The sequence below is a fragment of the Burkholderia sp. NRF60-BP8 genome (genome assembly GCF_001522585.2).
GTDB lineage: Bacteria > Pseudomonadota > Gammaproteobacteria > Burkholderiales > Burkholderiaceae > Burkholderia.
Window position 1 is genome coordinate 1,572,073 of the sequence record NZ_CP013373.1, and the last position, 25,893, is coordinate 1,597,965.

The 25,893-nt window shown below is 64.9% G+C and carries 18 protein-coding genes; 10 read left to right on the plus strand and 8 right to left on the minus strand.

The annotated features are described in order from the left end of the window. Positions 1–65 precede the first annotated feature (65 nt). The 3 genes from infB to truB all read left to right on the plus strand — a co-directional run bounded on the left by infB (position 66) and on the right by truB (position 4,445). Positions 66–2,987, plus strand: coding sequence for a translation initiation factor IF-2 (infB, locus tag WS54_RS20680; protein ID WP_034207115.1), 2,922 nt, complete (start codon positions 66–68; stop codon positions 2,985–2,987). Between the two features lie 113 nt (positions 2,988–3,100). Continuing rightward, on the plus strand, positions 3,101–3,499 hold the full coding sequence (gene rbfA, locus WS54_RS20685; RefSeq protein WP_006495346.1) for a 30S ribosome-binding factor RbfA: 399 nt from the start codon (positions 3,101–3,103) through the stop codon (positions 3,497–3,499). Positions 3,500–3,512: 13 nt separating this feature from the next. Then, entirely contained in the window at positions 3,513–4,445 is a 933-nt protein-coding gene (gene truB, locus WS54_RS20690; RefSeq protein WP_059785454.1) for a tRNA pseudouridine(55) synthase TruB, read from the plus strand. Positions 4,446–4,554: 109 nt separating this feature from the next. Here truB and WS54_RS20695 read toward each other — a convergent pair whose 3' ends face one another. The 4 genes from WS54_RS20695 to WS54_RS20710 form a co-directional block, all read right to left on the minus strand. Continuing rightward, positions 4,555–6,114, minus strand: a complete 1,560-nt coding sequence (locus WS54_RS20695; RefSeq protein ID WP_034207117.1) for a DHA2 family efflux MFS transporter permease subunit — start codon at positions 6,112–6,114, stop codon at positions 4,555–4,557. Between the two features lie 28 nt (positions 6,115–6,142). Next, positions 6,143–7,357, minus strand: coding sequence for an HlyD family secretion protein (locus WS54_RS20700; protein ID WP_034207118.1), 1,215 nt, complete (start codon positions 7,355–7,357; stop codon positions 6,143–6,145). Positions 7,358–7,409: 52 nt separating this feature from the next. Further along, positions 7,410–8,906 (minus strand): efflux transporter outer membrane subunit, encoded by a 1,497-nt coding sequence (locus WS54_RS20705; RefSeq protein ID WP_034207119.1) that lies wholly within the window; start codon positions 8,904–8,906, stop codon positions 7,410–7,412. A gap of 87 nt (positions 8,907–8,993) precedes the next feature. Next, entirely contained in the window at positions 8,994–9,485 is a 492-nt protein-coding gene (locus WS54_RS20710) for a MarR family winged helix-turn-helix transcriptional regulator (protein WP_034207120.1), read from the minus strand. A gap of 329 nt (positions 9,486–9,814) precedes the next feature. Here WS54_RS20710 and typA point away from each other — a divergent pair, with 329 nt between their 5' ends. The 6 genes from typA to WS54_RS20750 all read left to right on the plus strand — a co-directional run bounded on the left by typA (position 9,815) and on the right by WS54_RS20750 (position 19,505). Beyond that, a complete protein-coding gene (gene typA, locus WS54_RS20720) occupies positions 9,815–11,641 on the plus strand; it encodes a translational GTPase TypA (RefSeq protein WP_034207121.1) in 1,827 nt (608 codons plus the stop codon). Positions 11,642–11,958: 317 nt separating this feature from the next. Then, complete coding sequence (locus WS54_RS20730) at positions 11,959–14,823, plus strand: 2-oxoglutarate dehydrogenase E1 component (protein WP_034207122.1); 2,865 nt, start codon at positions 11,959–11,961, stop codon at positions 14,821–14,823. 136 nt (positions 14,824–14,959) lie between these two features. After that, positions 14,960–16,237, plus strand: coding sequence for a 2-oxoglutarate dehydrogenase complex dihydrolipoyllysine-residue succinyltransferase (gene odhB, locus WS54_RS20735; RefSeq protein ID WP_059785457.1), 1,278 nt, complete (start codon positions 14,960–14,962; stop codon positions 16,235–16,237). An 80-nt stretch (positions 16,238–16,317) separates the two neighbouring features. Beyond that, positions 16,318–17,748, plus strand: a complete 1,431-nt coding sequence (lpdA, locus tag WS54_RS20740; RefSeq protein WP_059785460.1) for a dihydrolipoyl dehydrogenase — start codon at positions 16,318–16,320, stop codon at positions 17,746–17,748. A 99-nt stretch (positions 17,749–17,847) separates the two neighbouring features. After that, a complete protein-coding gene (gene zapE / locus WS54_RS20745; protein ID WP_059499047.1) occupies positions 17,848–18,945 on the plus strand; it encodes a cell division protein ZapE in 1,098 nt (365 codons plus the stop codon). Positions 18,946–19,061: 116 nt separating this feature from the next. Beyond that, complete coding sequence (locus WS54_RS20750) at positions 19,062–19,505, plus strand: transposase (RefSeq protein WP_159086700.1); 444 nt, start codon at positions 19,062–19,064, stop codon at positions 19,503–19,505. Between the two features lie 103 nt (positions 19,506–19,608). Here WS54_RS20750 and WS54_RS20755 read toward each other — a convergent pair whose 3' ends face one another. The 4 genes from WS54_RS20755 to WS54_RS20770 all read right to left on the minus strand — a co-directional run bounded on the left by WS54_RS20755 (position 19,609) and on the right by WS54_RS20770 (position 25,018). Further along, complete coding sequence (locus WS54_RS20755; RefSeq protein WP_034207127.1) at positions 19,609–20,070, minus strand: DUF2147 domain-containing protein; 462 nt, start codon at positions 20,068–20,070, stop codon at positions 19,609–19,611. Positions 20,071–20,244: 174 nt separating this feature from the next. Further along, positions 20,245–21,930, minus strand: coding sequence for a ShlB/FhaC/HecB family hemolysin secretion/activation protein (locus WS54_RS20760; protein WP_059785464.1), 1,686 nt, complete (start codon positions 21,928–21,930; stop codon positions 20,245–20,247). 144 nt (positions 21,931–22,074) lie between these two features. After that, positions 22,075–23,424 carry a collagen-like triple helix repeat-containing protein gene (locus WS54_RS20765; protein WP_059785468.1) on the minus strand — a complete coding sequence of 450 codons (1,350 nt, stop codon included), beginning with the start codon at positions 23,422–23,424 and terminating at the stop codon, positions 22,075–22,077. A gap of 40 nt (positions 23,425–23,464) precedes the next feature. After that, positions 23,465–25,018, minus strand: coding sequence for a collagen-like triple helix repeat-containing protein (locus WS54_RS20770; RefSeq protein WP_059785473.1), 1,554 nt, complete (start codon positions 25,016–25,018; stop codon positions 23,465–23,467). 677 nt (positions 25,019–25,695) lie between these two features. Between WS54_RS20770 and WS54_RS20780 the strand changes: the two genes are divergently transcribed. Then, on the plus strand, positions 25,696–25,866 hold the full coding sequence (locus WS54_RS20780; RefSeq protein WP_059785476.1) for a Flp family type IVb pilin: 171 nt from the start codon (positions 25,696–25,698) through the stop codon (positions 25,864–25,866). Positions 25,867–25,893: the final 27 nt, after the last annotated feature.

Genomic DNA, 25,893 nt, shown 5'->3' on the forward strand with positions numbered 1-25,893 from the left:
TGGCGGCCGTATGGCCTGACCCGATGCTAACCGCAAGGAATCGGTCCTTGCACTAAGAGGAATGAATGGCGAGTAACAACGTAGCCCAATTTGCCGCGGAACTGAAAATGCCTGCTGGTGTGCTGCTCGAACAGCTGCAGGCAGCGGGCGTCCAGAAAGCGAGTGAAGACGACGCGCTGTCCGAAACGGACAAGGCGCGTCTGCTCGATCATTTGCGCAAGTCGCACGGCGCAACCGACGGCGACAAGCGCAAGATCACGCTGACCCGCAAGCATACGTCGGAGATCAAGCAATCTGACGCGACGGGCAAGGCTCGCACCATTCAGGTCGAGGTTCGCAAGAAGCGTACGTTCGTCAAGCGCGACGACGTGAGCGAAGGTGCGGAACAGGGTCAGGCGCAGGTCGCCGAAGCGGACGACGATGCGGAACTGAAGCGTCGCGAGGAAGAGGCGCGCCGCGAGGCCGAGCTGCTCGAGAAGCAGGCGCAGGAGCTGCGCGAGCGTCAGGAGCGCCTCGAGCGCGAGGAAGCCGAACGTCGCGCCCGCGAGGAAGCGGCCGAAGCCGAGCGCCGTCGCGCCGAGGAAGAAGCGGCGGCGAAGCGTGCCGCGGCGGAAGCCGCTGCGGCACGGCAGCAGGCGGCCGCGCAGCAGGCGGCCGCAGCGGAGTCGGAAGCACCGAGTGCGCAGTCCGCGCAGGACGAAGCGCGCGCGGCCGCCGAACGTGCGGCGCAGCGCGAAGCGGCGAAGAAGGCCGAGGACGCTGCCCGGGAGGCGGCCGACAAGGCGCGCGCCGAGCAGGAAGAGATCAGCAAGCGTCGCGCGGCGGCGGAAGCCGAAGCACGCGCGATCCGCGAAATGATGAACACGCCGCGCAAGGCCGTGGTCAAGGCGCCCGAACCGCCGAAGCCGGCCGAGGCGGCGAAGCCGGCCGAAGCGAAGGGCACGCTGCACAAGCCGGCGAAGCCGGAGGGTGCGCAGGCGCGCCCGGCCGTGAAGAAGCCGGCCGGTGCCGCGGCACCGGCCACGACGCAGGCGCCGGCAGGCGCGGGCGACCGCAACAAGAAGCCGGGCGCAGGCAAGGGCGGCTGGCAGGACGACGCATCGAAGCGTCGCGGCATCAAGACGCGCGGCGACTCGAGCGGCGGCGTCGACCGCGGCTGGCGCGGCGGCCCGAAGGGTCGCGGCCGTCACCAGGACAGCGCATCGTCGTTCCAGGCGCCGACCGAACCGATCGTCCGTGAAGTGCACGTGCCGGAAACCGTGTCGGTTGCCGATCTCGCGCACAAGATGTCGATCAAGGCCTCCGAAGTCATCAAGGTGATGATGAAGATGGGCCAGATGGTCACGATCAACCAGGTGCTGGACCAGGAAACGGCGATGATCATCGTCGAGGAACTGGGTCACCGCGCGGTTGCCGCGAAGCTGGACGATCCGGAAGCGCTGCTCGTCGAAGGCGAAACCGGTACCGATGCGGAGCAACTGCCGCGTCCGCCGGTCGTCACGGTGATGGGGCACGTCGACCACGGCAAGACCTCGTTGCTCGACCACATCCGCCGCGCGAAGGTTGCCGCGGGCGAAGCGGGCGGCATTACGCAGCACATCGGCGCATATCACGTCGACACGCCGCGTGGCGTCATCACGTTCCTCGACACGCCGGGTCACGAAGCGTTCACGGCAATGCGTGCACGCGGCGCGAAGGCGACCGACATCGTCGTGCTGGTGGTGGCGGCCGACGACGGCGTGATGCCGCAGACGAAGGAAGCCATCGCCCACGCGAAGGCGGGTGGCGTGCCGATCGTCGTCGCGATCAACAAGATCGACAAGCCGGAAGCGAACCCCGATCGCGTCAAGCAGGAACTGGTCGCGGAAGGCGTCGTGCCGGAAGAATACGGTGGCGATTCGCCGTTCGTGCCGGTGTCGGCCAAGACGGGCGCAGGTATCGACGATCTGCTCGAGAACGTGCTGCTGCAGGCCGAAGTGCTGGAACTGAAGGCACCGGTCGAAGCGCCGGCCAAGGGCATCGTGATCGAAGCGAAGCTCGACAAGGGTAAAGGCCCGGTCGCGACGATCCTCGTGCAGTCCGGTACGCTGAACCGCGGCGACATCGTGCTGGCGGGTACGGCCTATGGCCGCGTCCGTGCGATGCTCGACGAGAACGGCAAGCCGACGAAGGAAGCCGGCCCGTCGATCCCGGTCGAAATCCAGGGTCTGTCGGAAGTGCCGGGTGCGGGCGAGGAAGTGATCGTGCTGCCGGACGAGCGCAAGGCGCGTGAAATCGCGCTGTTCCGTCAGGGCAAGTTCCGCGACGTGAAGCTCGCGAAGCAGCAGGCCGCGAAGCTCGAAAGCATGCTCGAGCAGATGGGCGAAGGCGAAGTGCAGAACCTGCCGCTCATCATCAAGGCAGACGTGCAGGGTTCGCAGGAAGCGCTCGTGCAGTCGCTGCTCAAGCTGTCGACCGACGAAGTGCGCGTGCAGATCGTGCACAGCGCGGTGGGCGGCATCAGCGAAAACGACGTCAACCTCGCGACGGCATCGAAGGCGGTCATCATCGGCTTCAACACGCGTGCGGATGCTCAGGCACGCAAGCTGGCCGAGGCGAACGGCATCGATATCCGCTACTACAACATCATCTACGACGCAGTGGATGAGGTGAAGGCGGCGATGTCGGGCATGCTGGCGCCGGAGAAGCGCGAAGTCGTCACCGGCATGGTCGAGGTGCGCCAGGTCTTCAAGGTACCGAAGGTCGGCACGGTCGCAGGCTGTATGGTCACGGACGGTATCGTCAAGCGCTCGTCGTCGGTGCGCGTGCTGCGCAACAACGTCGTGATCTTCACGGGCGAACTCGAATCGCTGAAGCGCTTCAAGGACGACGTGAAGGAAGTGAAGCAAGGCTTCGAGTGCGGTATGTCGGTGAAGAATTTCAACGACATCATCGAAGGCGACCAGTTCGAAGTCTTCGAAGTGACCGAAGTCGCACGTACGCTGTAATCGTCGCGTATCGGCTCATGGGCGGGGCAGGCTTGGGCTTGCCCCGCCCATTTTCATGGTGGCGTGCCGAAATGGCCGCCGCTTCATCCTGATAAACGGATCACGGATCGATCATGTCCAGGAAACGTACTTCCCCCAATCGCAACGTTCAGATCGCCGACCAGATTCAGCGCGATCTGTCCGAACTCATCATGCGCGAGGTCAAAGATCCGCGCATCGGCATCGTGACCATCCAGAGCGTGGAGCTCACGCCGGACTATGCGCACGCGAAGGTCTACTTCACGGCGCTCACCGGCGATCCGGACAAGACGCAGGAGGCGCTGAACCATGCGTCGGGTCACCTGCACAACCTGCTGTTCAAGCGCCTGCACATTCATACGGTGCCGACGCTGCATTTCCATTACGACCAGACGATCGAGAAGGCCGTCGAAATGTCGCGCCTGATCAAGGAAGCGAACTCGACGCGCGCGAAGGACGACGACGAGGCCGACGCGCCTGCCAAGGACGACTGAGCTCGACCGGCCTATGACGAATGCTGCACCCCAACGTCCGCGCGTGCCCCGGCGCGTGCTGGACGGCGTTCTTCTGCTCGACAAGCCGGTCGGCCTGTCAAGCAACGATGCGCTGATTCGTGCGAAGCGCCTGCTTCTCGCGAAGAAGGCCGGTCACACCGGCACGCTCGATCCGTTGGCCTCGGGCCTGCTGCCGCTGTGTTTCGGCGAAGCGACCAAGTTCTCGCAGGACTTGCTCGACGCCGACAAGACTTATGAAGCGACGATGCGTCTCGGCCAGCGCACGACCACCGGCGACGCGGAAGGCGACGTGATCGACACACGCCCGGTCGAATGCGATCGGGCGGCGGTGGAAGCCGCGCTCGTGCGCTTCACCGGCGACATCGTGCAGGTGCCGCCGATGTATTCGGCGCTCAAGCGCGACGGCAAGCCGCTGTACGAATATGCGCGGGCCGGCCAGACCGTCGAGCGGGAAGGCCGCAACGTGACGATCCACGCGCTGGAACTGCTCGCCTGCGAGCTGCCCGACGTGACGTTTCGCGTGACCTGCAGCAAGGGCACGTATGTGCGCACGCTGGCGGAGGACATCGGCGAGGCGCTGGGTTGCGGGGCGCATCTGACGATGCTGCGTCGCACGGGCGTCGGCGCGCTGACGCTCGAGCACGCGGTGACGCTCGATGCGCTGTCGGACGCTGCCGAATCGGCGCGCGATGCATGGCTTCAGCCGGTCGATGCGTTGCTGTCGACGTTTCCGGCCATTCGGCTCGACGACGCGTCCGCGAAACGGTTCCTGCACGGCCAGCGCCTGCCGCTGTCGGCGCTCGAGCCGATCGACGCGGCCGATGGCGAGCGCGTGCGCGTGTACGACGCAACGCGATTGCTCGGCGTGGCACGCAAGGCGAATGGCGTGCTCGCACCGGAACGGCTCGTCGTGACGGCGCCATGACGCAGCGACGCACGCACGTGCACGCAGTAGCATGAAAAAGGCCCGGTCGATTTTCGACCGGGCCTTTCGTTTGGCGTGATCGCGCCGTGATGCCGCTGCCGGGTAGCGCTTAGTGTGCCGCCGACGCCGCCGCACCGGCATCGCCGCCGCCCGCGCGTTCGGGCTTGGTGATCCAGATCAAGCCGATCAGCAGCACGAAGATCGCGGCCGAAATGTAGAACAGATCGTTCACGCCGAGCTGCGCCGCCTGCTGCGTGGCCATGTTGTTGATCAGGCCGTGTGCCTGCTCCTGCGTGAGCCCGAGATTACCCATCTGCGTGACGGCCTGATTGAACGTCGGGTTGTACGGATTCGTCTGTTCGACCAGTTGTGCGTGGTGGAAGTTGTTCCGATGATCCCACGCGGTCTGGAAGATCGACGTACCGATGCCGCCGCACATGATCCGCACGAAGTTCGACAGGCCGGACGCCGCTGGAATGCGGTGGCCGGGCAGGCCCGACAACGTGATCGACACGAGCGGGATGAAGAAGCCCGCCATCGCGATGCCCTGCACGAGCGTCGGCAGCGTCAGCGACCATTCGTCGACGCCGGTCGTGTAGCGCGAACGCATCCAGAAGCACAGCGCGAACGTGAGGAACGACGCCGTCGAGATGAAGCGCGGATCGGTGCGCGGCAGATACTTCCCGGTGAGTGGCGACAACAGGATGGCGAACAACCCGACCGGCGCCATCACGAGGCCGGCGTCGGTCGCGGTGTAGCCGATTTGCGTCTGCAGCCACAGCGGTAACAGCACGAGATTGCCGAAGTACAGGCCGTAGCCGATCGACAGCGCGACCGTGCCGCCGGTGAAGTTCCGTATGCGGAACAGCGACAGGTCGACGACCGGGTGCTCGGCGGTCAGCTCCCAGATCACGAAGAACGCGAACGCGATGACGGCGGTGAGCGCGAGCACGACGATCGTCGTCGACGCGAACCAGTCCAGATCCTTGCCCTTGTCGAGCATGATCTGCAGCGAGCCGACCCAGACGACCAGCAGCGCGAGGCCCACGCCGTCGATCGGCGCACGGCGCACGGCCGACTCCCGACTCCGGTAGATCACCCACGTCGCGGCGGCGGCGGCGATGCCGACCGGGATGTTGACGTAGAAGATCCACGGCCACGAATAGTTGTCCGAGATCCAGCCGCCGAGAATCGGGCCCGCGACGGGGGCGATCAGCGTCGTCATCGCCCATAGTGCGAGCGCCATCGGCGCTTTCGCGCGTGGATAGCTCGACAGCAGGAGCGCTTGCGACAGCGGAATCATCGGGCCCGCGACGGCCCCCTGGAGCACGCGCGACGCGAGCAGGAACGGCAGGCTCGGCGCCAGCCCACACATCCACGACGAGATGACGAACAGGACGATCGACGCGAGGAACAGGCGGACTTGCCCGAAACGGTCGGTCAGCCAGCCGGTCAGCGGCACCGAGATTGCGTTCGCGACCGCGAACGACGTGATGACCCACGTGCCCTGATCGGACGACACGCCGAGGTCGCCCGAGATGGTCGGGATCGCGACGTTCGCGATGGACGTGTCGAGCACGTTCATGAACACCGCGAGCGATACCGCGATCGTCCCGAGCAGGAGTTGCCCGCCCTGCAGCGGCGGATGGGAGACAGGAGCCTGTGCCATGTCGGTTGCCTTTCCGGAGTCGGAACCGTTACATCATTTTCGCGGCGCTGCTCTGCTTCGCCGCGACCGGCGCCGACGCGTTGCCGCCTGCGTTCTCGGCGATGATGCGCGCGATTTCGGCGTCGGCTTCGTCGCCGTATTTCGCGAACACGTTGGTCTCGTAGACGGTGTTCGGTGCGTTGACGAGCTGGTCGCCGCGTTCGTCCTTGATGTCCACGTCGACCTGCATCGACAGGCCGATGCGCAGCGGATGCTTGTCGAGATCCTTCGGGTCGAGCTCGATCCGCACCGGCAGGCGCTGCACGACCTTGATCCAGTTGCCGGTCGCGTTTTGCGCGGGCAGCAGCGAGAACGCCGAACCCGTGCCGGCGGAGAAGCCGACGACCTTGCCGTGGTACGTGACCGACGAACCGTAGATGTCGGCCGTCATCTCGACCGGCTGGCCGATGCGCATGTGCTTCAGCTGGACTTCCTTGAAGTTCGCGTCGACCCACACGGCATTGAGCGGCACCACCGACATCAGCGGGTTGCCGGGCGACACGCGCTGGCCGACCTGCACCGAGCGCTTCGCGACGTAGCCGGTGACCGGCGCCGGCAGCACGTTACGCGCGTTCGCGAGGTACGCGTCGCGCACCTTCGCGGCGGCGGCCATCACGTTCGGGTGCGAGGCGATCGTCGTGTTCGCGGTCAATGCGCGATTCGATGCGAGCTGCTGTTGCGCGGCGTCGACGGATGCCTGCGCGGCCTTCACCGCGTCGCGGGCGTGCGAGATTTCCTCCTGCGATACGGCGCCCGTCTGCGCGACGGCCAGGCGGCGACGCAGGTCGTCCTGGGCCTTCGACAGGTCCGACTGGCGCAGCGCGACTTGCGCGCGGTACTGGTCGTCGTTGACGAACAGGCCGCGCACCTGGCGCACCGTCTGCGCGAGGTTGGCTTCCGCCTGCTGCAGCGCGACCTGCGAATCGGCCGGGTCGAGCACGACGAGCGGATCGCCGGCCTTGACCGTTTGCGTGTCGTCCGCCTTCACGGCGATCACGGTGCCGGTGACCTGCGGCGTGATCTGCACGACGTTGCCGTTCACGTACGCATCGTCGGTGTCTTCATGGAAGCGGGCGACGAGGAAGTAGTACAGGCCGTATGCGATGGCCGCGATCACGATGACCGCGACGAGCAGCGTCATCATTCGTTTGCGCTTGCCGTTGTTCTGCGGCTGCGCGCTGGCGGCGTTTTGTTGGTCGCTCATGGCGATTTTCTCCGTCCGTTATTTCGAGTGTCTGCGTAGTGGTGGCGCCGGATCAGTTGGCGGCCTGTTTGGTCGGCGTGGCCGCATCGGGCGCGGCGAGCGGCGTGCCGGTCGCGTCGAACCCGCCGCCGAGCGCCTTGATCAGGGCGAGCTGCATGTCGCGCCGGCGCATTTTCAGGTTGGTCACCGTCTGCTCCGATGCGAGGCGGTTGCTGTCCGCCGTCAGGACCTGCAGTTGCGGCGACAGGCCGGCCTTGTAGCGGATGACCGCGAGATCGTACGCCCGCGTCGAGGCGTCGAGCGCGCGTTGGGCGTCGCCCATCTGGCGATCGATCGCGCGGATCGACGCGACTTGCGTCGCGACGTCGTTCAGCGCGCTGATCAGCGTCTGGTTGTAGTTCGCGACCGACAGGTCGAAGTCGGCGTAGCGGCCCTTGAGCTGGGCGCGCAGCGCGCCGGCATCGAAGATCGGCAGGTGGATCGCCGGGCCGAACTGCGCCTGGCGACTCGCGAAGTTCAGGAATTTGCCCCAGCCGAACGCATCGAAGCCGAACCCGGCTGCGAGGTTCACGTCCGGGAAGAACTCGGCCTTCGCTTCCTTCACGTCGTGCATCGCGGCTTCGACCTGCCAGCGCGCGGCGACGATGTCGGGCCGGCGCGACACGAGGTCGGCGGGAAGATTGCCGGGCAGCGCGACTTCGCCAGTGGGGTTCATCACCGGCGCCGCGATCTGCAGCCCGCGATCCGGACCCTTGCCGAGCAGCGCGGCGAGCTGGTAGCGCACCGTCGTGATCTGGCCGTCGAGGTCCGACAGGGAGGCCTGGGTGGTCGCGATGTTGCCGCGGGCCGTCTGGCGTTCGACGTTGGTATCGAGGCCGGCCGATACGCGGCCGTCGGTGATCTTGCCGACCGTCTCGCGGTTGGTGATCTCGCGTTGCGCGATGTCGCGCAACGCATAGAGCTGGGCGAGCGAGTTGTAGGTGCGTGCGACCGACGACGCGAGCGTGATGCGCGCCTGTTGCATGTCGGCTTCGGCGGCCTTTTCCTGCGACACGGCCGTGTGCAGGCGCTCGCGGTTCTTGCCCCACAGGTCGAGTTCCCACGAGGCGCTCGCCAGCGCGTTGTTTTCGCTGTACCACTGGCCGCCGTACGGGGGCGGGAACAGTCCGTTCGCCGAATACAGTTCACGCGTCCAGGAATAACTGGCTTCGGCCTTCGGCATCAGGTTCGAGCGCGACGATTCGATGTACGACGAGGCTTTCGCGATGCGCGCCTGCGCCTGTGCGATCGACGGGTTGCCCTGCAGCGCTTCGTCGATCAGCTTCGGCAATTGCGGATCGCCGAACTGGCTGGCCCAGTCGAGTGCCGGCCATTGGCCGCCCTGGGCCGGCAGGCTCTGGGCGGATTCGAATTGCGACGCGGGGGCGATCTGTTTGTCGCTCTTGATGCCGATGTAATTCGCGCAGCCCGCCAGCGCCAGCGCGGCGACCGCGGCGGCGACGGCGGCGCGGCACGACCCGGCGCGCACGGACAACGGGGAGGATTTCATCGCGCTAACCCCTGACTCGGAATGAATGATGGACACTGCAAGGATTTCCTTACATTAATCTGTCAAAAGTAATTGTTATGGCAACTATTACGTGATGCTACCGCCGGCCGTCTCGCAATAGTTGCTGAGAATGCGGCGCAGCATGCTCTTCAGGAACCCGACTTCTTCCGGCGTAAACCCGTCCAGCACCTGGTCGAGCACGCTGCGAAAAATGGGCGGTAGCCGTTCGGCCAGCGCACGGCCTTCGTCGGTGAGCTCGAGGCGCACGACGCGTCGGTCCTCGATGCTGCGCACGCGCGACAGCAGGCCGCGTTTCTCGACCCGGTCGAGCAGGCGCGTGACCGCGCTTGCGTCGATTCCGTATTCGCGCGCGAGTTCGGCGGCCGTCGAGCACTTGCCGACCGCGATCATGAACAGCATGCTCGCCTGTGTGCCCGTGATGCCGAGCTCTTCCTGCGTGCGCTGCGTGACGAGGTTGGTCATCACCGACTTCACGCGCGACATCAGATAACCGACGCTGTCGTTCATCTGATACGAAGACAACTGCGAAACGGGCGGAGAGGTAGGAGAATCCGACATAAAACCCTGAAGCTGCAATAGTTGACTAGGCAGCAGTATAGGCACAATTGCTTGCCGCGGCAAATGTTAATCGAACGGCAAAACCCGCGCTGTGTCTGGCGAGAATCCCTTATCTTGATAAGGTTTTTTTGGCCGATCGGCGAGCGTGCGGAAGAGGATTCGTCCGTTCGGCACAGGAGGGCGGAGCGGCCCGTTTTGCTGCAATGCAATGCGCGGGTCGGCTCTCGACACTCGCACGTGCTATAATTTGAGGCTTTCCAAGCTGCAACGCGCGCGCCCGTGAAAAACGAGCGCGCGCGTTTGCGCGTTCAAACGATTTCCAGGTTTCTATGACCCGCGCCCTTCGCAATATCGCCATCATCGCCCACGTCGACCACGGCAAGACCACGCTCGTCGACCAACTGCTCCGCCAGTCCGGCACCTTCCGCGAGAACCAGCAGATTGCGGAGCGGGTGATGGACTCGAACGACATCGAAAAAGAGCGCGGGATCACGATTCTCGCGAAGAACTGCGCGGTCGAATACGAAGGCACGCACATCAACATCGTCGACACGCCGGGGCACGCGGACTTCGGCGGCGAAGTCGAGCGCGTGCTGTCGATGGTCGACTCGGTGCTGCTGCTCGTCGACGCGGTCGAAGGCCCGATGCCGCAGACGCGCTTCGTCACGAAGAAGGCGCTCGCGCTCGGCCTGAAGCCGATCGTCGTCGTCAACAAGATCGATCGTCCGGGCGCGCGGATCGACTGGGTCATCAACCAGACCTTCGACCTGTTCGACAAGCTCGGTGCGACCGAAGAGCAGCTCGACTTCCCGATCGTGTACGCATCGGGCCTGAACGGCTACGCGTCGCTCGACCCGGCTGCTCGCGAAGGCGACATGCGCCCGCTGTTCGAGGCGATCCTCGCGCACGTGCCGGTTCGCCCGGCCGATCCGGAAGCGCCGCTGCAGCTCCAGATCACGTCGCTCGACTATTCGACGTACGTCGGCCGGATCGGCGTCGGCCGCATCACGCGCGGCCGCATCAAGCCGGGCCAGCCGGTCGCGATGCGTTTCGGCCCGGAAGGCGACGTGCTGAACCGCAAGATCAACCAGGTGCTGTCATTCAAGGGCCTGGAGCGCGTGCAGGTCGAGTCGGCCGAGGCGGGCGACATCGTGCTGATCAACGGTATTGAAGACGTCGGTATCGGCGCGACGATCTGCGCGGTCGACACGCCGGAAGCGCTGCCGATGATCACCGTCGACGAGCCGACGCTGACGATGAACTTCCTCGTCAACTCGTCGCCGCTCGCCGGCCGCGAAGGCAAGTTCGTGACGAGCCGCCAGATCCGCGACCGTCTGATGAAGGAGCTGAACCACAACGTCGCGCTGCGCGTGAAGGATACCGGCGACGAAACGGTGTTCGAAGTGTCCGGTCGCGGCGAACTGCACCTGACGATTCTCGTCGAGAACATGCGCCGCGAAGGCTACGAGCTGGCCGTGTCGCGTCCGCGCGTCGTGATGCAGGAGATCGACGGCGTGCGTCACGAGCCGTACGAGCTGCTGACGGTCGACGTCGAGGACGAACACCAGGGCGGCGTGATGGAAGAGCTGGGCCGCCGCAAGGGCGAGATGCTCGACATGGCGTCGGACGGCCGCGGCCGCACGCGTCTGGAATACAAGATCTCGGCGCGTGGCCTGATCGGCTTCCAGAGCGAATTCCTGACGCTCACGCGCGGCACGGGCCTGATGAGCCACATCTTCGACTCGTACGCGCCGGTCAAGGACGGCTCGGTCTTCGAACGCCGCAACGGCGTGCTGATCTCGCAGGACGATGGCGCCGCGGTCGCGTACGCGCTGTGGAAGCTGCAGGATCGCGGCCGCATGTTCGTGAAGCCGGGCGATGCGCTGTATGAGGGCATGATCATCGGCATCCACAGCCGCGACAACGACCTCGTCGTGAACCCGATCAAGGGCAAGCAGTTGACCAACGTGCGCGCGTCGGGCACCGACGAAGCCGTGCGTCTCGTGCCGCCGGTCCAGATGTCGCTGGAATACGCGGTCGAATTCATCGACGACGACGAGCTCGTCGAAGTGACGCCGCAGTCGATCCGCCTGCGCAAGCGCTTCCTGAAGGAGCACGAGCGTCGCCGCGCGAGCCGCGAAGGCGCGGTCGACTGAGCATCGATCGTTCCCGCATATCAGGGAAAAGGCTGCCTTCGGGCGGCCTTTTTTGCATTCGCGCGACCGGCAACCGGGCCGGTTGCAAAACACTGTTCCCGCAGGCCGCGGCAATCCGGCAAAACCCCGCCGCGCGGTGCTTTCACGCGCATTTCGCCGTGAACTCCGGTATCGGTTCTGTGATATGCTGCGCGCACGCAAGTTTTAGGTCCTTCCAAGCAAGACTTGATTCGCAATCCGCTAAACGGTCAGGCCGTGTCGCGGAAGGTTGAGTAACCCGCTATTTCTCGAGAAGCTCGAAGAAAGGTGAGCGTAAAATGTCAGATGTAATGAAGCAGTTTCAGCTGAACTCCTATCTGTTCGGCGGCAATGCTTCGTACGTTGAAGAACTGTACGATGCATACCTCAACAATCCGGCATCGGTGCCGGAGAACTGGCGAGAGTATTTCGACGCGCTGCAGAACGTGCCTGCGACGGACGGCTCGAATGCCAATGACGTCGCTCACTTCCCGATCGTCGAATCGTTCGCCGAGCGTGCGAAGGCCAATGCCTTCATTCCGCGCGAAAGCACCAGCAATCTCGCGACCGCACGCAAGCAGGTGCACGTCCAGTCGCTCATCAGCGCCTATCGCTTCCTCGGCTCGCAATGGGCCAACCTCGATCCGCTGAAGCGTCGCGAGCGTCCGGCCATTCCCGAGCTCGAACCCGCGTTCTACGATTTCTCCGAAGGCGACCTCGACCAGACGTACAGCGCAAGCAACCTGTACTTCGGTTTCGACCAGGCTTCGCTGCGCGACATCGTCAAGGGTCTGCGCGACACGTACTGCGGCACGATCGGCGCCGAGTACATGTACATCAGCGATCCGGAACAGAAGCGCTGGTGGCAGGAGCGCCTGGAATCGATCCGCGCGACCCCGTCGTTCTCGGCCGACAAGAAGAAGCACATCCTGAATCGCCTGACGGCCGCCGAAGGCCTCGAGCGCTACCTGCACACCAAGTACGTCGGCCAGAAGCGCTTCTCGCTCGAAGGCGGCGAGAGCTTCATCGCGGCGATGGACGAAGTCGTCCAGCACGCGGGCAAGAGCGGCGTGCAGGAAATCATCATCGGCATGGCTCACCGCGGCCGTCTGAACGTGCTGGTCAACACGCTGGGCAAGATGCCGGCCGACCTGTTCGCCGAATTCGAAGGCAAGCACGTCGACGACCTGCCGGCCGGCGACGTGAAATACCACAAGGGCTTCTCGTCGGACGTGTCGACGGAAGGCGGCCCGGTCCACCTGTCGCTCGCGTTCAACCCGTCGCACCTCGAAATCGTGAACCCGGTGGTCGAAGGTTCCGCGAAGGCGCGGATGGACCGTCGCGGCGACGAAGACGGCCTGCAGGTGCTGCCGGTGCAGATCCACGGCGACGCGGCGTTCGCCGGCCAGGGCGTCGTGATGGAAACGCTGAACCTCGCGCAGACGCGCGGTTACGGCACGCACGGCACGCTGCACATCGTCATCAACAACCAGATCGGCTTCACGACGTCCGACCCGCGCGACGCGCGCTCGACGCTGTACTGTACCGACGTCGTCAAGATGATCGAAGCGCCGGTGCTGCACGTGAACGGCGACGATCCGGAAGCCGTCGTGCTCGCGACGCAGATCGCGATCGACTACCGGATGCAGTTCCACAAGGATGTCGTGATCGACATCGTCTGCTTCCGCAAGCTGGGTCACAACGAGCAGGACACGCCGGCCGTCACGCAGCCGCTGATGTACAAGAAGATCGCGCAGCACCCGGGCACCCGTGCGCTGTATGCCGAGAAGCTCGTGCAGCAGGGCGTGATCACCGCGGAAGACGCCGACAACTACGTGAAGGCGTACCGCAAGGCGATGGACGACGGCCACCACACCGTCGATCCGGTCCTGTCGAACTACAAGAGCAAGTACGCGGTCGACTGGGTGCCGTTCCTGAACCGCAAGTGGACGGACGCAGCCGACACGGCCGTGCCGCTCGCCGAATTGAAGCGTCTCGGCGAACGCATCACGACGATTCCGGAAAACTTCAAGGTTCACCCGCTCGTCGAGCGCGTGATCAACGACCGCCGCAACATGGCGCGCGGCGACCAGCCGCTCGACTGGGGCATGGGCGAACACCTCGCATTCGCGTCGCTCGTCGCGTCGGGCTACTCGGTGCGCCTGACGGGCCAGGACTCGGGCCGCGGCACGTTCACGCACCGTCACGCGGTGCTGCACGACCAGAACCGCGAGCGCTGGAACGACGGCACGTACGTGCCGCTGCAGAACATCGCCGAAGGTCAGGCGAAGTTCACGGTGATCGACTCGGTGCTGTCGGAAGAAGCGGTGCTGGGCTTCGAATACGGCTACTCGACCGCCGAGCCGAACACGCTCGTGATGTGGGAGGCGCAGTTCGGCGACTTCGTCAACGGCGCGCAAGTCGTGATCGACCAGTTCATCTCGTCGGGCGAAGTGAAGTGGGGCCGCGTGTCGGGCCTCACGATGCTGCTGCCGCACGGCTACGAAGGCCAGGGTCCGGAACACTCGTCCACGCGGATCGAGCGTTTCCTGCAACTGTGCGCCGACCACAACATGCAGGTCGTCCAGCCGACGACGCCGGCGCAGATCTTCCACCTGCTGCGTCGCCAGATGATCCGCCTGTTCCGCAAGCCGCTGATCGTCGCGACGCCGAAGTCGCTGCTGCGTCACAAGGAAGCAGTTTCGGATCTGTCGGAACTGGCGAAGGGTTCGTTCCAGCCGGTGCTGGGCGAAACCGACGGCGGCATCGACGCGAAGAAGGTCAAGCGCGTGCTGGTGTGCTCGGGCCGCGTGTACTACGACCTCGTCGCGCATCGCCGCGAAGCGAAGGCGAACGACGTCGCGATCATCCGTATCGAGCAGCTGTATCCGTTCGCGCACAAGCAGTTCGAAGCCGAAATGAAGAAGTACGAGAACGCGACTGAAGTGGTCTGGGTGCAGGACGAGCCGCAGAACCAGGGCCCCTGGTTCTACGTCGAGCACCACCTGAAGGAAGGCATGAAGGAAGGGCAGAAGCTGGCATACAGCGGCCGTCCGGCTTCGGCCTCGCCGGCGGTTGGCTACTACGCGAAGCACTACGAGCAGCAGAAGGCCCTGATCGAAGGTGCATTCGGCCGCCTGAAGAGCGCATCGATCGCGAAATAATCGACGTCAAGCGAAACGGGAAGGCGCGCGGCGCTTTCCCGTTCCTTTTGGCCTGCCGGGCGCGTCGCGCGCCGCACCGGCCGAAGGAATCGCACGAACCTCGTCACACCCCAGATTAAGCATCCAGGAAAATCACATGGCTATCGTAGAAGTCAAAGTCCCCCAGCTTTCGGAGTCGGTGTCGGAAGCCACCATGCTGCAGTGGAAGAAGAAGCCGGGCGAAGCAGTCGCGCAGGACGAAATCCTGATCGAACTCGAGACCGACAAGGTCGTCCTCGAAGTGCCGGCGCCGGCAGCGGGCGTGCTCGCGCAAGTGCTGCAGAACGACGGCGACACGGTGGTCGCCGATCAGGTGATCGCGACGATCGACACCGAAGCGAAGGCAGGTGCTGCCGAAGCAGCGGCAGGCGCCGCCGAAGTCAAGCCGGCGGCAGCGCCTGCTGCAGCCGCACCGGCCGCACAGCCGGCCGCCGCGACCGCATCGAGCTCGGCCGCCGCATCGCCGGCCGCAGCGAAGCTGCTTGCCGAGAAGGGCCTGTCGACGGGCGACGTCGCAGGTTCGGGCCGTGACGGCCGTGTCACGAAGGGCGACGCGCTGGCCGCAGGCAGCGCACCGAAGGCTGCTCCGGCCGCCGCACCGGCGAAGACCGCCGCCGCGAAGCCGGCGCTGCCGGAAGTGAAGGTGCCGGCGTCGGCAGCGACGTGGCTGAATGACCGTCCGGAGCAGCGCGTGCCGATGTCGCGCCTGCGCGCGCGTATCGCCGAGCGCCTGCTCGAATCGCAGCAGACCAACGCGATCCTGACGACGTTCAACGAAGTGAACATGGCTCCGGTCATGGAACTGCGTAACAAGTACAAGGACAAGTTCGAGAAGGAACACGGCGTGAAGCTCGGCTTCATGTCGTTCTTCGTGAAGGCGGCCGTTCATGCACTGAAGAAGTTCCCGCTCGTGAACGCGTCGATCGACGGTAACGACATCGTCTACCACGGCTACTTCGACATCGGTATCGCGGTCGGTTCGCCGCGCGGCCTGGTCGTGCCGATCCTGCGCAACGCGGATCAGCTGAGCCTCGCCGAAATCGAGAAGAAGATCGCCGAATTCGGCCAGAAGGCGAAGGACGGCAAGCTGTCGATCGAGGAAATGACGGGCGGTACGTTCTCGATCTCGAACGGCGGCGTGTTCGGTTCGATGCTGTCGACCCCGATCATCAACCCGCCGCAGTCGGCGATTCTCGGCGTGCACGCGACGAAGGAGCGCCCGGTCGTCGAAAACGGCCAGATCGTGATCCGCCCGATCAACTACCTGGCGCTGTCGTACGACCACCGCATCATCGACGGCCGCGAAGCCGTGCTGTCGCTCGTCGCGATGAAGGATGCGCTGGAAGATCCGGCACGCCTGCTGCTCGACCTGTAAGCCGAGTCTCACTGCATCGACCCGTTCGCAGGTTCGCGCGCACGCGTGAACCTGCGGGCGTACAAGTAGAAAGGATTGTCATGTCCAAGGAATTTGACGTCGTCGTGATCGGCGCCGGCCCCGGCGGCTACATCGCCGCGATTCGCGCCGCGCAGCTCGGCAAGACCGTTGCCTGTATCGAGAAGTGGAAGAACCCGGCCGGCGCGCTGAAGCTCGGCGGCACCTGCCTGAACGTTGGCTGCATCCCGTCGAAGGCGCTGCTCGCGTCGTCGGAAGAGTTCGAGAACGCGTCGCATCACCTGGCCGACCACGGCATCACGGTCGACGGCGTGAAGATCGACGTCGCGAAGATGCTCGGGCGCAAGGATGCGATCGTCGAGAAGATGACGAGCGGGATCGAGTTCCTGTTCAAGAAGAACAAGATCACCTGGCTGAAGGGCCATGGCAAGTTCACCGGCAAGACCGATGTCGGCGTGCAGATCGAAGTGAGCGGCGAGGGCGAAACCGAAGTCGTCACCGCGAAGAACGTGATCATCGCGACGGGTTCGAAGGCGCGTCACCTGCCGAACATCCCGGTCGACAACAAGATCGTGTCGGACAACGAAGGTGCGCTGACGTTCGACTCGGTGCCGAAGAAGCTCGCCGTGATCGGCGCGGGCGTGATCGGTCTCGAGCTCGGCTCGGTGTGGCGCCGCCTCGGCGCCGACGTGACGGTGCTCGAAGCGCTGCCGGCATTCCTCGGCGCAGCCGACGAAGCGCTTGCGAAGGAAGCGGCGAAGCTGTTCAAGAAGCAGGGCCTCGACATTCATCTCGGCGTGAAGATCGGCGACGTGAAGACGACCGCGAACGGCGTGTCGATCGCTTACACGGACAAGGACGGCAACGCGCAGACGCTCGACGCCGACCGCCTGATCGTGTCGGTCGGCCGTGTGCCGAACACCGACAACCTCGGCCTTGAAGCCATCGGCCTGAAGGCGAACGAGCGCGGCTTCATCGACGTGGACGACCACTGCCGCACGGCCGTGCCGAACGTCTACGCGATCGGCGACGTGGTGCGCGGCCCGATGCTCGCGCACAAGGCGGAAGACGAAGGCGTGCTGGTCGCGGAAGTGATCGACGGGCAGAAGCCGCACATCGACTACAACTGCATTCCGTGGGTGATCTACACGTACCCGGAAATCGCATGGGTCGGCAAGACGGAGCAGCAGCTGAAGGCCGAAGGCCGCGAGATCAAGTCGGGCAAGTTCCCGTTCTCGATCAACGGCCGCGCGCTCGGCATGAACGCGCCGGACGGTTTCGTGAAGATGATCGCGGACGCGAAGACCGACGAACTGCTCGGCGTGCACGTGATCGCCGCGAACGCGTCGGACCTGATCGCGGAAGCCGTGGTGGCGATGGAGTTCAAGGCGGCGTCGGAAGACATCGCCCGCATCTGCCATCCGCACCCGTCGATGTCGGAAGTGATGCGCGAAGCGGCGCTCGCGGTCGACAAGCGCTCGCTGAACAGCTGAGCACGGTGTAGCGCTCTGCCGGCCGTCGGCCGGCGCAGCCGTCTCATGACGAAGGCGGGCGGGGTTTCCCGCTCGCCTTCGTTCTTTCCGGTTTGCCCGATGAACGTCACCGAATACTACACGCGCGAGCTGACCACGCGCGGCTATCAGTCCGATCCCGCTCAGCGCGCGGCCGTCGATCGCCTGCAGCGCTGTTTCGACGAGTGGGTCGACTACAAGGCGCGCCGCTCGAACGCTTTCAAGAAGCTCATCAATCACCCGGATCTCCCGCGCGGCGTCTACATGTGGGGCGGTGTCGGTCGCGGCAAGAGCTTCCTGATGGACAGCTTCTACGCAGTCGTACCCGTGCAGCGCAAGACGCGCCTGCATTTCCACGAATTCATGCGGGAAGTGCACCGCGAGCTCGAGGAGCTGAAAGGGCAGGCCGATCCGCTCGACGAACTCGCGCGGCGCATCGCGAAGCGTTACCGGCTGATCTGCTTCGACGAGTTCCACGTGTCGGACATCGCCGACGCGATGATCCTGTATCGCTTGCTCGATCGCCTGTTCAACAACGGCGTGCAGTTCGTGATGACGTCCAATTACGATCCCGACGACCTGTATCCGGACGGCCTGCATCGCGATCGCATGCTGCCGGCGATCGCGCTGATCAAGGAAAAGCTCGACGTGCTCAACGTCGACGCGGGGGTCGATTATCGCCAGCGCACACTCGCGCAGGTGAAGATGTATCACACGCCGCTCGGCGCGGAAGCCGATCGCGAACTGCGCCATGCATTCGGCAAGCTCGCGGCCGTGCCCGACGAAAGCCCGATCCTGCATATCGAGAAGCGCGAACTGAAGGCGCTGCGCAAGGCGGACGGCGTCGTGTGGTTCGATTTCGCGACGCTGTGCGGCGGCCCGCGTTCCCAGAACGACTACCTCGAACTGGCGAGCCGTTTTCATGCGATCGTGCTGTCCGAGGTGCCGCAGATGTCGCCGCGGATGGCGTCCGAGGCGCGCCGCTTCACCTGGCTCATCGACGTGCTCTACGATCACAAGGTCAAGCTGCTGATGTCCGCGGCGGTGCCGGCCGAAGCGTTGTACGTCGAAGGCCCGATGGCCAACGAATTCGCGCGTACGGTCTCGCGCATCGTCGAGATGCAGTCGAAGGAGTATCTCGAAACGCCGCGCCGCATCGTCGATACGTCGTTGACCTGAGCGGATGGCGGGTGCTCGCAATCGGCGTCATTCAAACGTCAATTTCGGTTAGATTCAGCGAATCTTCGGGTATTTTCGGATTTGTCTTATATTCATCGTTGAGGTGAGCCGATATTGTGGTGTCATGGTTATTAAGGCTGGAGATGTCCATGACACCGTATCGCGATTTGACCGACCACGAATGGCGCTGCGTCGCGCCGCTTCTGCCCGAAATGCAGCCGCGCACCGAGTTGCGCGGCCGGCCGTTAGCCAATACGCGAGCCGTGCTGAACGGTGTGCTGTGGGTGATCTACAGCGGCGCAACATGGTCGGCCATGCCGCGCCGTTACCCGTCGTATCAGACATGCCATCGCCGCTTCAAGGTATGGCACGAAACGGGCACGCTGATGAACGTGATGCGTGAGCTCTACGGCGACGCCGGCATGAATCTGTGCAACGAACTGTCCGCGCGGATGCGCAAGCATACGCAATCGAAGGCGGCGGAGGCGCGTAGCAACGCGGCGCCCGCGTATCGTGCACCGGGTAGCTATGCATCGGATGCGATGAAGCACGCGGCGTGATGTCCTTCGGTTTTCGTTGTGCACGCCCCAAAAGGAAATCGGCCTGACGACGTCGTCGCAGGCCGATTTTTTTATTGAGCCGCGCGTTTTGGCGCGTACTGCGTTATTGCTGGCGGACCCAGGTCTGCGACCGGCCCAGCAGCGACACGCCGATGTAGCCGCGCACCACGAGCTTCTGGCCGCCGTCTTCAAGCGTCATCTTGCACTTGTAGACCTTGCCGTTCTCCGGGTCGAGAATGTTGCCGCCGTCCCAGTGGTCGCCGTCCTTCTTCATCGCCTTGATGATCGTCATGCCCTTGATGAGCTGATCCTTGCGCTCGTCCGTGCACGCGGTGCAGCGGCGATCGGGCGTATCGTTCGCGCCGAGGCCCTTGACGACCTTGCCCGTCAGCGAGCCGTCGCCGTCCTCGGCGATCTGCACGAGCGCCTTCGGTTGATGGGTGTTGTCGTCGATCGTCTGCCACATGCCGACTGGGCTGTCGGCTTGCGCGAACGTGGGGGTTGCGCACGCGAGCAGAGCGCCGGCAATGGCGATCGCGCGCAACGGGCGGGTCAGTTGAATCATTGTCATCCTCCTTGTTTTGCATGTCTGTTCGATTTGCCCGTACGCCCGTCTGCATGGGGCGGGTCTGTTGCGAGCTTCACCAGAATACGTGAAACCGTGCGCCACGTTTGATAGAGGGGACTCTAATCGAAACAGCCCGCGTGACGCGGGCTGTGAGGCGACTTTGGTGACCGATCAGTTGAGCTGATACGAGAACGCGGCGTTGATGCGCGGGCTGCGTGACGCGCTTTCGACCGGTGCGTCGCCCACCGGTTTCGCGACGTTCAGATCGAGACTGTAGTAGCGGCTGTCCGTGAGCCGCACGCCGATGCCGACCGACGACATGCGGTTCGGCGATGGCGTGCCCGAGTGAAGATACACACGCGCCATGTCGTATGCGATGTACGGCGTAATCGATTTCAGATACGTCCAGCCCGGTGTGAAACCGCGGTTGACTTCGAGCGACATCCCCCAGCCCGAGTCGCCCGACGTTTCGCCCGGCTGGTAGCCGAGCGCGTAACGGGTCGAGCCGAACGAGATCTGTTCGGACGTCGGCAGCGAGTCGGGACTGTATTGCCCGGTCAGCGACACCGACGTGCCGATCCGGAACGGCCATTCGTTCGTCTGCGTGAAGGTTGCGCCGGTGCGGACGAAGGTCAGCGAGATGGGGCTGTCCACCGAGGTCGTCGTCGTGCCGACGGTGATGTCCTGCGCTTTCGACGCGCCGAGGATGTTGAAGCCCTTCGCGACGTTGACGCTCAGCTTCTGTACCTGTTTCGGCTGGACGTTCGTGTAGTCGAGTTGCATCTGCAGCACGCGAACTTGCGATCGGTTATCGAGGGTCGCGCCGTTGATCTGGTTCTGGTAGCGGTCCTCGTTGTGCGACGCATAACCCGACACGGTGCCGAGCAGGCTGCGCTGGTTGTTCAGCAGAATCGGGTAGGAGGCCGAAAGACCGAGCTTCTCGTTCTTCACGGTGCGCTGGACGTATGACGGCAACCCCGGGTTATCGGTCGGTTTGCCGCGATACGTGCTGGCATCGAGGCGCGTGATCAGGCCGCTGCTGCCGACGGGCAGGGCGCCGCTGAACGCGAAGTAGGTCTGCTTGTCGCGTCCCGGCGGCGCGAGCGCCGAGATGCTCAGTTGCTCGCCGAACGACGTGAGGCCGTTTTCGGTTGCGGTGATGAGGCCCTGGACGCCCGGGTGGTTGAAGTCGATACCCGTGCTGACGTTGAACGGCTTGCGATCCACCGCAAGTTCGAGCGTCGTCGCGCCGTCGGTGGTTTGCGGCGGCGGGACATTCGCTTTCACCGTCAGGCCGGGCAGCAGGCCGAACGTGTTCACGTAGCGCTCGAACGTCGCGCGGCGCAGCGGACGATCGGCCGTGATGTGCGCGGCGATCGCGCGAATCTTCGGTTCCATCGCGCCGGGTTTGCCGGTGACCTTGACGTCCGCCACGTAGCCTTCGACCACCGTGATGCGCACGACACCGTTCTCGAACGTCTGCGCGGGAACGAACGCGAACGAGAGCGCGTAGCCGCGTTCCTGGTACAGCTTCGTCACGCCGTTGGCGGTTTCGATCAGCTCGCCGATCGTGATGTCCTTGCCGACGAGCGGTGTGAAGCGGCGCGTGATTTCCTCGAACGGCACCGACTTCACGCCTTCGACCTGGAACGTCGTCGGCGTCAGGTGTCGCGACAGCAGCTCCTGCAATTGCGGCGCCTGCGGTGCGACCTGAACGGTGACGTTCGGGCCCGTCTTCGGTGCGTTGATCTGGGGAAGGGAGTCGAGCGGGTTACCGCCGACGCGCGTTTGTGCCTGTGCCGTGCCTGCTGCCGCGATGGCGAGCAGCATCATCCATCTGTCGAGTCTGGATTTCATTGTTCTTCCTCGTAGGCCTTGCTTTTCGTCTTCTTTGTAATGCCGGCGCACGACACCAGGGTGTCGCGCGCCGCGTGCCGCAATGCCGGTTGTGTTTGTACGGCCGCGTCATTCGCTCCGGCTGCGATGACGCGACCGTCCTCCTTACTTGCCAACGCTACCCAACGTACCCAGCAACCCCGTGACCGGTGCCAGCAGACCCGTCGAACCGCTGCCCGACGACGCCGTACCCGACACGCTGCCGACCAACGACGTGACCGGCGCGAGCGGGCTCGAGCCCCCGGACCCTGCTGCACCGCCGACCGCTCCGGTGACAGTATTCAGCAAACCGGTGACGGGCGCGAGAGGGTTAGCACTGCCCGCGCCGCCCGTTGCGCCGCCGAGCGTGCCGGTGACCGTCGACACGAGATTCGTGACGGGCGCGAGCGGGCTGCTGCCCGAGCCGCCCGCTGCGCCGCCGAGCGCGCCCGTGAGCGAGCCGAGCGGCGTCGAGCCGAGACCCGACAGCAGCCCGCCGAGCGGGTTCGTCGAACCGGAACCGGAGGACGAGCCATTCTGGACGGTTGCCGTCGAGCCGCCGACGAGGCTCGTGATCAGGCCGGGGATCGGTGCCGCGCCGTTCGGGCCGTTCGGATTGACGAGGCCGCCAGCGTTGGTCACGGTATTGCCGACCGCGGTCACGAGCTGGCCGACGTCGCCGACGAGCGGCTGGCTCGACGTGCCGGCGACCTGCTTGCCGGCCGAGCTGATTGCGCCGCCGATCTGGCCGAGCAGGCCCGAGACGGGTTGGCCGAGGCCGGTCGTCGTGCCGACCTGCTGCGTGACCTGGCCGGCGGTGATCACGAGCGGCGTGATCGCCGAGCTGATCGGTTGCGTGACCTGCTGGACGGCGCCCGACGACAGCGTCGAGCCGATCGTCGTGCCGGCGGCCGTCAGGCCGTTGGCGACCGTATCGAGCACGGTGCCGACCGGCGTCGTGACCGGCGCGAGCGGTGCCAGCGGGCCGGTGCCCAGCGCCTTGACCGTCGAGCTCAGGCCGGACACCGTGTTGCTGGTCGCGCCGACGACGTTGCCGAGACCGGCAACCGTGGTGCCGACCGGGTCCTTCGTCGAGCCGATCTGCCCCAGCCCGTTGCTCACCGCATCGGCGGCCGCGCCGACGATCGTGCCGGTGCTGGACAGCGTGCTGCCGACGCCCTTCGTCACACCGTCGCCGAGGCCCGGCAGGCTGATGTTGCCGACCGTGCTGCCGAGGTCGGTGGCCGTCTGGCCGACCGTGCTGATGACGCCCTTGGTGCCGGTCGGCGAACCGCTGGTGCCGCTCGTGCCGGGCGTGCCGCTCGTGCTCGGGTTGTTGTTGTCGTTGCTGCTGGTCGGCGGCGAGCTGACGCCGCCGCCGCCGCAGGCGGCCAGCAGGCACGCTGCGGCGAAGGCGGTGAGGGGCATGCGCCAGTGGCGCAGGGCGACCGTCGTGATCGAACGTTGCTGGGACATGATGGACTCCTCGCTGTCTTTTCGATGAATGGATGTCGGATTACTTGCCGTGCGTGCCGCCGAGCAGGCCGCCGATCAGCGACGTGACGGGCGCAAGCGGATTCGACGACGAGCCCGCGTTCGTGACGGCACCCGTGCCGCCGCTCAGTGCCGGTACGCCGACCGTGCTCGTGACCGTGGAGACGGCATTCGTCACCGGTGCGAGCGGGCTGCTGCCGCCTGCGCCGCCCGTCACGCCGCCGAGTGCGCCCGTGACTGCGCCGAGGAGGCCCGTGACCGGTGCGAGCGGGCCGCCGCTGGTACCGCCCGTTGCGCCGCCGAGCGCGCCGGTGACCGTCGAGACGAGGCCCGTAACCGGTGCGAGCGGACCGCCGCTGCCGCCTGCTGCGCCGCCCAGTGCACCCGTGACCGTCGAGACGAGCCCCGTGACCGGCGCTAGCGGGCCGCTGCCGCCACCCGTTGCGCCGCCGAGTGCGCCGGTCACCGTCGATACGAGACCCGTGAGCGGGGCAAGCGGGTTGGTCACGCCGCCGGTGCCGCCCGTGAGCAGGCCGCCGACGGCCTTCACGGTGTTGCCCGTCGATGAGACCGTATTGCCGAGGCCGGTGGTGACCGGGTTGCCGCCCGTCGATGCGAGCAGGGCGCCGGCCTGGTTCAGCCCGTTGCCGACCGTGCCGAGCAGCGTGTTGACCGGTGCGCCGAGGCCGGTTGCCGTGCCGATCGTCTGGGTCGTCTGGCCGACCATCGTCGTGATCGGCGTGATGGCCGAGCTGACCGTCTGCGTGACCTGCTGGATCGGGCCGGTCGACAGTGCGTTGGTGAGCGTGGTGCCGCCGTTCGACACGGCGCCGCCGAGCGTCGTGACGAGGCCGCCGACCGCGCCCGTGACCGGCGCGAGCGGCGACAGCGGGCCGCTGCCGAGGCTCGTGACGAGGTTGCCCGTTTGCGTGACTGCGCCGCCGAGCTGATTGACCACGCCGCCCGTGCTGGCGACCGTGGTGCCGACCGGATCCTTCGTCGCGCCGAGCTGGCCGAGCCCGTTGCCGAGGCCGTTGCCCAGCGCAGAGACCGCGCCGCCCACGCTTTGCACGATGCCGCCCGCGGCTTGCGTGGTGGCCGGATTGACGCCCGGCAGCGTTTGGCTACCGATGACGGAGCCGAGACCGGAGACGGTGCTGCCGGCATTCGTGATGATGTTGCTGCCGCTTGCGAGGACATTTCCCACCGGGTTCGCCGACACACCGGAGGTGCCGGACGTACCGCTCGTGCCCGAGGTTCCGCTGGTGCCGGACGTACCGCTCGTGCCCGACGTTCCGCTGGTGCCGGACGTACCGCTCGTGCCCGACGTTCCGCTGGTGCCGGACGTGCCGCTCGTGCCCGAGGTACCACTCGTGCCGCTCGTACCCGACGTGCCGCTCGAGCCGTTGCCGCCCGACGTGGAGATCGTATCGCCGCCGCCGGAGCTCGAGCCGCCACCGAGACCCTGGCTGATGGAGCCGGAGCCGCCGCACGCGGAAAGGGAAAGCATGGCTGCAACGGTGGCCGCGATCAGAGTCGTCCGGAACATGCCATGAGGGATAACCTTAATGTCCATTTCGTCCTCGCATTAAAAATGTGTTGTGAACTGCGTTGTGTTGAGTGGTGCGAGGACTACTCTGCAACTGTCGTGCCATTTCGATGCCCGACGGTTCGACGACCGGTTTTAAACGAGGCAATTCCTTGTCGGAGAAGGAAGTTATGGAAATTGAAAGATTGTTGAATCTGTTTAAGAGAGGATGAATGAGAACGGTTTCGGCCGTTTCGTAACGTAACGTCACAACATTGGCGTTACGGATGCGGCGTAACGTGGGGCCCACGCAGGTTTGGTGGACGAGGCAATTGTTTTACTGGTGGATTAGGTGTGCACATCTAACCTATCGTAAATCCTATGTGTAAGTCGTACCGAAACGCCGTACAAATACGTTGTGCTCCTGATCATTTTTTCCGCCCGAGTAGTTGAAAAGAGGTTGGAATTTAAATGGGAACGGATATAGAATCGGGAGCAGATGTAAGCAAATGTACGGTTCGGTACACTACGTTCGAGGAGGGGCACTATCGCGAATGTTAACTTGCATCAAATCGTGAGCAATGCCCTTCGGGGCGACCTATAAAGAAAGCGCACCCGGTTGTCGTTACAGCAGATGTGGCGAACGGCTGGGGCAAACGGCCAGATATGCGGGGACGTATACGTATAAAAGGCCAGAAAACGTAAATACAGGCACGAGGAATAAAATGAAAGCAATCATCAAGCGTTTCCTTAAGGAAGAAGACGGGGTTACCGCAGTCGAGTACGGACTCATCGCCGGACTCATCGCCGTCGCTCTCGTCAGTGCGATGAGCACGTTGACGGGTGGCATCTCGGGTGCGTTCACCTACATCGCCAGCAAACTGCCGGCGGCATAACGAACGAGCTTTGCTCATTTCCCTGTT